This window comes from Weizmannia acidilactici, from assembly GCF_008974185.1.
Taxonomy (GTDB): Bacteria; Bacillota; Bacilli; order Bacillales; family Bacillaceae_C; genus Weizmannia; species Weizmannia acidilactici.
In genome coordinates, this window is sequence record NZ_BKZP01000098.1 from 1 (window position 1) to 806 (window position 806).

Below are 806 nucleotides of genomic sequence, written 5' to 3' on the forward strand. Positions count from 1 at the left end.
AGTACTGGAGCTCCAAAAGGTGTTCTAGTAACACAAGATAATCTGAGATATATATTAACAAATATGAATAAGTATTTTCCTTGTAATAGAGGAGATAAGTATATTCTAACAACTCCATATACATTTGATGTCTCTATTACAGAGATATTTGGCTGGATATATGGAGGAGGTAGTTTATACGTATCTTCAAAAGTCTCTTCTAAAGCATTAACTGAATTGCCAAAGATGGTTATTGATAATAATATTACACATTTAGCCCTATCTCCATCGATACTAAATATGATCTTAAGCACTTGCCGTTATGAATATCTTGAAATGATGGATAAAACGTTAAAATATATAATGATTGCCGGAGAAGAACTTATACCTGAACTTGCAAATAAATTAAATAGTATTTTTAAATCAGCCAAGACTTTTAATTTGTATGGACCAACGGAAGCTACTGTTTATGCGACATATTATGAAATAAATAAATAAGAAAGGTATAAGACCAAAGTTCCAATTGGTAAAGCGTTGGATAACGCTAAAATATATATTGATCAATCGATCCAATCAACTCAAATCGATAATTATCAGGTTGGTGAAATATTAATTGGTGGTAATGGTGTTGCAAAAGAATATGTAAATAATCATAAATTAACTGCTGAAAAATTTGTTTGTTTAAATAATGAAAAGTACTATAGAACTGGAGATATTGGATATTTTCGAGAAGATGGAAATTTGATTTATTTAGGGAGAATAGATAACCAAATACAAATAAATGGTATTCGAGTTGAATTAGGGGAAATTGAAACGCAAATAATTAA

Annotated in this window: 2 protein-coding genes; both read left to right on the forward strand. The window is 29.2% G+C overall.

The annotated features are described in order from the left end of the window. Positions 1–477: AMP-binding protein (locus BpJC4_RS17250; RefSeq protein WP_151682007.1), on the forward strand; the 477-nt coding region annotated here is incomplete at its 5' end. Positions 478–513: 36 nt separating this feature from the next. Beyond that, positions 514–806: AMP-binding protein (locus tag BpJC4_RS17255; protein ID WP_151698198.1), on the forward strand; the 293-nt coding region annotated here is incomplete at its 3' end.